Consider the following 7,870-nt stretch of genomic DNA (forward strand, 5'->3'; position numbering starts at 1 on the left):
GGAAACTGCCGAAAACCAAAATTCTATCATTTTCGGACGCCCGCTTTAACGCATCTTGATAAGCGTCGGCCGGATTATTGAATTGTGTAACGCTGCTGTCGGCAGTGTCGTTGACGCCGGCATCGCGAGGAGTCGGAATAATCATCGCGACCCGAAGGCGCGTCGTCTTTCTTGCCGAACGAAAAAAAGGACATGGTTGGCTTGTGCGAGAGGCTGGCCGGCCGTCCGTTCAATGACGCTGCGATTTACGGTACGCCATTACACCGGCGACCGTATGGAAACTGCCGAAAACCAAAATTCTATCATTTTCGGACGCCCGCTTTAACGCATCTTGATAAGCGTCGGCCGGATTATTGAATTGTGTAACGCTGCTGTCGGCAGTGTCGTTGACGCCGGCATCGCGTAAAACGCTTTCGAGCGCCGCGCCCGAGGCTGCGCGTGGCAGCGGGAGCGCCGTCACGTTCCAATGGTCGATCTCGCCTTTCAGATGTTCCACAACGCCGGCGATGTCTTTATCGGACATGGCGCCGAACACGGCGTACGTGTATGGGAAGAAGCCCATGTTGCCGAGATTTTGCGCCAGAACGGCCGCTGCGTGCGGGTTATGAGCGACATCGAGGATTACTTGCGGCTTGCCCGGCACGACCTGGAAGCGTCCCGGCAGCTCCACGTTCGCCAGTCCCAGGCGGATATCCTGTGCGGAAACCGGGATCCGGTCGCGCAATGACTCAAGCGCTGCGAGCGCCGCCGACGTATTGATCAGTTGGTTGGCGCCCCGCAATGCGGGGTAAGCCAACGCGGAGCGCCGCTGCGTCCGGCCGATGTAACTCCACTGCTGACGCTCGTTCCCGCCCTGCGCTTCATAGCGGAAATCGCGGCCCACCAGCCACAGGTCCGCGCCGATGGCCTTCGCGTGGTCGATCAGCGACTGCGGCGGCGACGGATCGCCGCAGATCGCAGGCGTATCCGGACGGAAAATCCCGGCTTTCTCGAAGCCGATCTTCTCGCGTGTATCGCCGAGATATTCCGTATGGTCAATGTCGATGCTCGTCACGATCGCACAATCCGGATCGACGATATTCACCGCGTCCAGCCGCCCGCCGAGCCCCACTTCGAGGATCACGGCATCCAGTTCGCGCGATGCAAACAGCCGCATGATGGCAAGCGTCGTGAATTCGAAATACGTCAGCGATACCGGTTCGGCAAAGCTTGTTCGCGCCTTCTCGACGGCTTCGAAGTGTTCGAGCAGTTCCGCATCCGTCGCATCGACGCCATTGAGCCGCGCGCGCTCGTTGAACGCGAGCAGATGCGGCGATGTATGACACCCCACGCGATATCCCGCGCGCAACAAGATGGTCTCGATGATCGCGCACGTCGAACCCTTGCCGTTCGTCCCGCCCACGGTGATCACCGGACACGAGAATTCAAGCCCGAGCGCATCGCGAACCTGGCTGATGCGCGCGAGACCCATATCGATACCGACCGGATGCGCCGATTCCAGATGCGTGAGCCATGCGTCGAGCGAAGGAAAAGTAACCGAAGAAGTCGTCATGAGAGAGTGCTTGAGGGGAAACGCCAAAACGAAAACGCCGCGCGCGACCCGGGGCGGGTTCGCGCGCGGCGCCTGGGCCGTCATCATTTGACACCTTCCGCGCCATTGCTGCCTGGAAGGCGCATAAACAATGCGCTGCTGCCTATGCTTCAGGCGACCGAATCAGCCGGTTGCAGCGTCAGCAATGCGATCAGGCGCGCGATCTCCTCGCGCATTTTCCGGCGGTCGACGATCATGTCGATGGCGCCCTTCTGGATCAGGAACTCTGAACGCTGGAAGCCTTCCGGCAGCTTCTCACGCACGGTTTGCTCGATCACGCGCGGTCCGGCAAAGCCGATCAGCGCCTTCGGTTCCGCGATCACCACGTCGCCGAGGAACGCGAAGCTGGCCGACACACCGCCCATGGTCGGGTCGGTGAGAACGGAAATGAACGGCAGCTTGGCTTCGGCGAGCTTGGTCAGCATGGCCGTGGTTTTCGCCATCTGCATCAGCGAAAGCAAGCTTTCCTGCATCCGCGCGCCGCCCGATGCCGTGAAGCAGATGAACGGCGTGCGCTGTTCAAGCGCGTTGCGGGCGCCGCGAGCAAAACGTTCGCCGACGACCGAGCCCATCGACCCGCCCATGAACGAGAATTCGAAGCATGCGGTCACGACCGGAATGGTGTGGATTGCACCGCCCATGACGACCATGGCGTCGGTTTCGTCCGTATCTTCCATTGCCTCTTTCAGGCGGTCCGGGTACTTGCGGCTGTCCTTGAACTTCAGCGCGTCGACCGGCAGGATTTCCTGGCCGATTTCATAGCGGCCTTCCGGATCGAGCAGGCCGTCGAGCCGTTCACGCGCGCCGATCCGCATATGGTGACTGCACTTCGGGCAAACGTGCAGATTCGCCTCGACGTCGTTGCGGTACAGCACCGCTTCGCACGCCGGGCACTTGATCCACAGTCCTTCCGGAATGCCCTTGCGGCTTTTCGGATCGGTTTGCTTGATCTTCGGCGGTAACAGTTTGTCGAGCCAGCTCATCGTTTTTCCTTCATGTTTCGCGTATTTCACGGCCTGTTTGAATCTTTTTGGCCGCGATCACGGGTTATTTTGCAGAATCGAGCGCCGCACGAATTTCAGCGATAAAACTCGTCAGCTTCTCAGCCGCCGTGTCCGGCGACGCTTCTTCGAGCAATTGCACGAGACGGCTGCCGATCACGACCGCATCCGATACATCCGCCACCAGCCGGGCTGAAGCGGCATCGCGAATGCCAAAACCGACACCCACCGGCAACGCCACATGCGCCTTGATGGCCGGGATTTTACTCGCGATACTCGCCACGTCCAGATTTGCCGAACCGGTCACGCCTTTTAACGACACGTAATAGACATAGCCGCTGGCAACTTTGCCCACGGCAGCGATGCGTTCATCGGTTGATGTAGGCGCCAGCAGGAAGATCGGATCGATGCCGGCGGCGAGCATCGCCTGGCTGAATTCCACCGATTCTTCCGGCGGGTAATCGACGACCAGCACACCATCCACACCGGCATCCTGCGCCGCCTTGGCAAAGGCTTCGATGCCCATGCGCTCGATCGGATTGGCATAGCCCATCAGGACGACCGGCGTTTTGACGTTGGTTTCGCGGAAGCGTTTTACATCGGCGAGAACGTGCTTGAGCGACATGCCGCGCGCCAACGCACGTTCCGAAGAACGCTGGATCACGGGACCGTCGGCCATGGGATCGGAAAACGGCACGCCCAGTTCGATGACGTCCGCGCCGCCCTTGGCGAGCGCGTGCATGAATTCGACGGTCTGCTCGGGATTCGGATCGCCGGCCGTGATGAACGGGATCAGGCCTTTTTTGCCCTGCTCGGCGAGTGCCGCAAATGTGCTCTTGATACGGGACATGATTATCTCTTCTGCGCTTATCGGCGCGTTTGGCGTTTTTCAGCAGCGACTTTGGCGAAGTTCACGCTTGATCAACGGAAGCATTTTCAACGACAGCTACCGGCTCCTCAACCGGCACGACCGCTGGCGGCGTCTGCGCAACTCGCGCTTGGGCAATTGCGTGATAGTCGGCGTTGATTTCATACCCGACAAACTCGCGCCCATGCCGCGCACACGCAACGGCAGTGGTGCCGCTGCCCATGAACGGATCCAGCACGCGGCCGCCGCGCGGACAGCTTGCGAGGACCATCCGTTCGATGATCTCCAGCGGTTTCTGCGTCGGATGATCGACTCGCTCAGCGTGCTGCCGGTGCAACCGCGAAACGGACCAGACGTCCTTCGGGTTGTATCCCAGCTCCAGCCACTTGCTGCCTTCGAACAATTTGCGCGAACGCGCCTTCTTCGTCACTGCATCATAAGGAATGCGGATGGGATCGAGATCGAAGAAGTAATCCTTCGATACCGCGAAATAACCGATGTTGTCATGCACCGACGTAAATCTGCGCACCGTTCCGCCCATGCTCGGTACGCGCCGGTCCCACACGATCTCGTTGACCATTGTGAGGCGGCGCTTGAGGAACACGAAGATCTCGGGCGCATATTGCCATGTGCAAAAAATATAAAGCGAACCGCTTGGCTTGAGCTTCGGGATTGCAAGCTCGAGCCAGCCGTAAGTCCAGTCGAGGAAGGCTTCGCCCGAACGCATGTCCGAGTCGTTGCCGTAGTCCTTTCCCAGACCGTACGGCGGATCGGCCACGATCAAGTCGATAGAGCCGTCCGGCAGATTCGCTGCATCGGCCAGGAAATCGCGGTGATGCAAGTGGATTCCGCGCTCGGCGAGGTCCGTTCCTGCATTGACGATTTCATCGCGCATGGGTTGTGGGCTCAGAACGTGATGCCGGTGCGCTCGGCGACCGTATGCATGTCCTTGTCGCCGCGACCAGACAGATTGACGAGCAACAGCTTGTCTTTCGGCAGCGTGGGCGCGAGCTTCGCGGCGTATGCGAGCGCGTGGCTCGACTCGAGCGCGGGAATGATCCCTTCGATCCGGCAGCAATCGTGAAAACCCTTCAGCGCTTCTTCGTCGGTGATGCCCACATATTCGGCACGCCCTGCATCCTTCAACCACGCGTGTTCCGGGCCGACGCCGGGATAATCCAGCCCCGCCGATACCGAATGCGTCTCGATGATCTGGCCGTTATCGTCTTGCAGAAGATACGTGCGGTTGCCGTGAAGAACGCCCGGGCTTCCGCCCATCAGGGACGCGGCGTGACGGCCCGTATCCATGCCGTCGCCGGCGGCCTCGACGCCAATCAGCCGCACGTCCTTGTTATCGATGTACGGATAGAAGATCCCCATTGCGTTCGAACCGCCGCCTACACACGCGATCACCGCATCGGGCTGGCGGCCGGTCATCTCGGGCATCTGCACCTTGCATTCGTCGCCTATGACACGCTGGAAGTCGCGGACCATCATGGGATAAGGATGCGGACCCGCGACCGTTCCGATGATATAGAACGTGTTCTCGACGTTCGTGACCCAGTCGCGCATGGCTTCGTTCAACGCATCCTTCAGCGTCTTCGAACCCGATTCGACCGGCACGACCGTCGCGCCAAGCAGCTTCATGCGGTAAACATTTGCCGCCTGACGCCGCACGTCTTCCGAGCCCATGTAGACCACGCATTCCATGCCAAAACGCGCCGCAATGGTCGCAGTCGCCACGCCGTGCTGTCCTGCGCCTGTTTCCGCGATCACGCGCGGCTTGCCCATCTTGCGCGCGAGCAGCGCCTGTCCGATGACGTTATTAACCTTGTGCGCGCCGGTATGGTTCAGGTCTTCGCGCTTGAGATAGATCTGCGCGCCGCCGAGCATCTCGCTCCAGCGTTTGGCGTGATAGATCGGTGAAGGCCGGCCGACGTAATGCTTCAGTTCGTACTCATACTCGGCGATAAAAGCCGGATCCTTGCTGCTTTCTTCGTAAGCGTCGCGGAGTTCGTCGAGCGCGTGAACAAGCGTTTCGGAGACGAACGTGCCGCCATAAGGGCCGAAATGGCCGCGATTGTCAGGTAAGTTGTACATGTGTGTCACTCTCTCGGTACGTGGCAGCATTGCGCTTGCCCACGTTGATCATCCTGCATCCGCTTCGCGCACCGCGCGAACGAACGCCGCCATTCGGGCGTGGTCTTTCACGCCCTTGACCCCCGCTACTTCGATGCCGCTGGAGACATCGACCGCATAGGGCCGGACGAGCCGGATGGCCTCATGGACGTTTTGCGCGTTCAACCCACCACTCAAAACGGCCCGATGCCCGAGATCTGTTGGGATAAGTGACCAATCGAATACCTTTCCACCGCCACCGTAGCCATCGACATAAGCGTCGAGGAGCAAACCGTTGGCTGCTAGATAATTAAGAGATGATTCTACCAAATCATGCGCGGTGGCATCGGGCCCTACCCGAACGGCGCGCCACCACGGCAAACCGGCAACTTCAGCGAGCGCGGCGCATTGCGCAGGCGTTTCGTCGCCGTGGAACTGCAGAAGCGACAATCTGACATTCGATGTCACCTCGCGAACCCATTCCGGCGTCGCGTTGACGAACAAACCCACGGCCGATACCAGCGGGGGCACGCGTTCGGCCAGATCGATCGCGTGGCCCACGCTCACCGAACGCGGGCTGGGCGGATAAAACACGAAACCGACGGCATCCGCGCCGAGATCGACGGCGACATCGACATCTTCCGTCTTCGACAAACCGCACAACTTGATGCGCGTTCTATGCAGATCGTTATGGCCCACGTTAGTTTGCACGTTCAATTCCTTGCCAGACCGCGCTCCAAGGGTAGCTTCCCAGGCGCGGCGCGGGTACCGCGAAGTTCTCAGGATAGCCGACCTCGGCCAGATACAGGCCGTCGGGCATGAAAGTCGGCGCGGCGCGCTTGCGATCGCGCGCTTCGAGCAACTCCCGCAGCCACGACGGCGGATGTTTGCCGCGGCCGATCGCAACGAAACATCCCATCAGGTTACGCACCATGTGATGCAGGAACGCGTTCGCGCGAAAGCGAAAATGGATGAAGTCGCCCTGTTCGATGATATCGATCTGACGCAGGTATTTCACCGGCGTCTTCGCCTGGCACTCGGACGACCGGAACGCCGTGAAATCATGCTTGCCGATGATCAGCGCCGCCGCTTCGCGCATGGCGTTGGCATCGAGCGCAGCGTAGCACCAGCCGGCGCGGCCGGGGATCATCGGCGAGCGCACGGGGTGGACGTACAGCGCGTAGTAGTAAGTGCGCTCGAAGGCGCCGAAACGCGCGTGGAAATCATCGGGCATCGGCCGCGCCCACTGTACCGCGACGCTTTGCGGCAGGAACGCGTTCGTGCCGCGAACCCAGGCGAAGTCGGTGCGTTCGAGTTCGGTGTCGAAATGGACGACCTGGCCGAGCGCATGCACACCCGTGTCGGTTCTTCCCGCGACGACGGTTTGCACGCGCGTTTGCGTGAACTTGCCGAGAGCGCGTTCAAGCACATCCTGCACGGTCTTGACGTCCGATTGTGTCTGCCAGCCGCTGAACGCCGAACCGTCGTACTGGATACCAAGTGCAATGCGTTTCAAAGCCATGTCAGGAGAGCGGCGCGAGCGTGGACAACAACGTGGCGGCGGGCTGGCGCGTGGCTGCATCGTTCGAATCGATGACTTCTTGCAAAAGCGTGCGCGCGCCCGACAAGTCGCCGAGTTCGATGTATTCGACGGCAAGTTCGAGCTTGTTGCGCGCGATGGTCGCAATCTGTTCCGGCGTGAACGCCGGCAGCGGCTCGGTCTGGCTCGACGGCGAGTTGTAGTCGAAGTCGAGGGTCAACGGGCCGAAGCGCGATGCGCCGAGTCCCGCCACCGACGCCGCGCCTGCCGTTCCCGTTTCGATGTGCTCGGCAGCCGATGCCGCGGGCAAATCGGACGACGCATCCGGATGACGATGCTGCTCCTTTTGCTGATCGAAGACAGCCGGGTCCGCGATGGGTTGCGGGGTGATCGACGCCGGTGCGATTTCTTGTGTTTCGGCTTCCGCGTTCCTGGAAGCCGGTGGCGGTTCGGGGCTTTCAAGGGGCGCTTCCTGACGCGGCGGCAAGCCGAAATCGAGCGCGCTCAAGGCTTCGATCGCTTCCTGGGGGAATTTGGGCTGCGGCAGACGCGACGCGGGGGAGGACGGTTCTTCGTCGTAGGAGTCGTCGTGCGGGGTGGTTGCGTGATCGGCCGGTGGCGTTGCGTGTGATGCGGCTTCTCGGGCTGCGGCTTCTCGGGCTGCGGCTTCTCGGGCTTCGGCTTCTCGGGCTTCGGCTTCTCGGGCTTCGGCTTCTCGGGCTTCGGCTTCGCGGGCTGCGGCTTCGTGGGCT

8 protein-coding genes are annotated in these 7,870 nt (G+C 60.9%); all 8 read right to left on the reverse strand.

Annotation, left to right across the window (positions count from 1 at the left end; translation table 11 throughout):
- Positions 1-229 precede the first annotated feature (229 nt).
- Positions 230-1,552 carry a bifunctional tetrahydrofolate synthase/dihydrofolate synthase gene (gene folC, locus ACRXB1_RS24715; protein WP_449493534.1) on the reverse strand — a complete coding sequence of 441 codons (1,323 nt, stop codon included), beginning with the start codon at positions 1,550-1,552 and terminating at the stop codon, positions 230-232.
- 149 nt (positions 1,553-1,701) lie between these two features.
- Complete coding sequence (gene accD / locus ACRXB1_RS24720; RefSeq protein ID WP_062172080.1) at positions 1,702-2,574, reverse strand: acetyl-CoA carboxylase, carboxyltransferase subunit beta; 873 nt, start codon at positions 2,572-2,574, stop codon at positions 1,702-1,704.
- Between the two features lie 64 nt (positions 2,575-2,638).
- Positions 2,639-3,442 (reverse strand): tryptophan synthase subunit alpha, encoded by an 804-nt coding sequence (gene trpA, locus ACRXB1_RS24725; protein ID WP_062172079.1) that lies wholly within the window; start codon positions 3,440-3,442, stop codon positions 2,639-2,641.
- Between the two features lie 61 nt (positions 3,443-3,503).
- Entirely contained in the window at positions 3,504-4,355 is an 852-nt protein-coding gene (locus ACRXB1_RS24730) for a DNA-methyltransferase (protein WP_449493535.1), read from the reverse strand.
- An 11-nt stretch (positions 4,356-4,366) separates the two neighbouring features.
- Positions 4,367-5,560, reverse strand: a complete 1,194-nt coding sequence (gene trpB, locus ACRXB1_RS24735) for a tryptophan synthase subunit beta (protein WP_086381901.1) — start codon at positions 5,558-5,560, stop codon at positions 4,367-4,369.
- Positions 5,561-5,608: 48 nt separating this feature from the next.
- A complete protein-coding gene (locus ACRXB1_RS24740; RefSeq protein WP_449493538.1) occupies positions 5,609-6,277 on the reverse strand; it encodes a phosphoribosylanthranilate isomerase in 669 nt (222 codons plus the stop codon).
- A gap of 1 nt (position 6,278) precedes the next feature.
- On the reverse strand, positions 6,279-7,100 hold the full coding sequence (gene truA, locus ACRXB1_RS24745) for a tRNA pseudouridine(38-40) synthase TruA (protein ID WP_449493536.1): 822 nt from the start codon (positions 7,098-7,100) through the stop codon (positions 6,279-6,281).
- A gap of 1 nt (position 7,101) precedes the next feature.
- Positions 7,102-7,870 (reverse strand): FimV/HubP family polar landmark protein (locus ACRXB1_RS24750; RefSeq protein ID WP_449493537.1); only part of this gene is annotated, 769 nt, incomplete at its 5' end.

It is taken from the genome of Caballeronia sp. M23-90 (assembly GCF_053574605.1).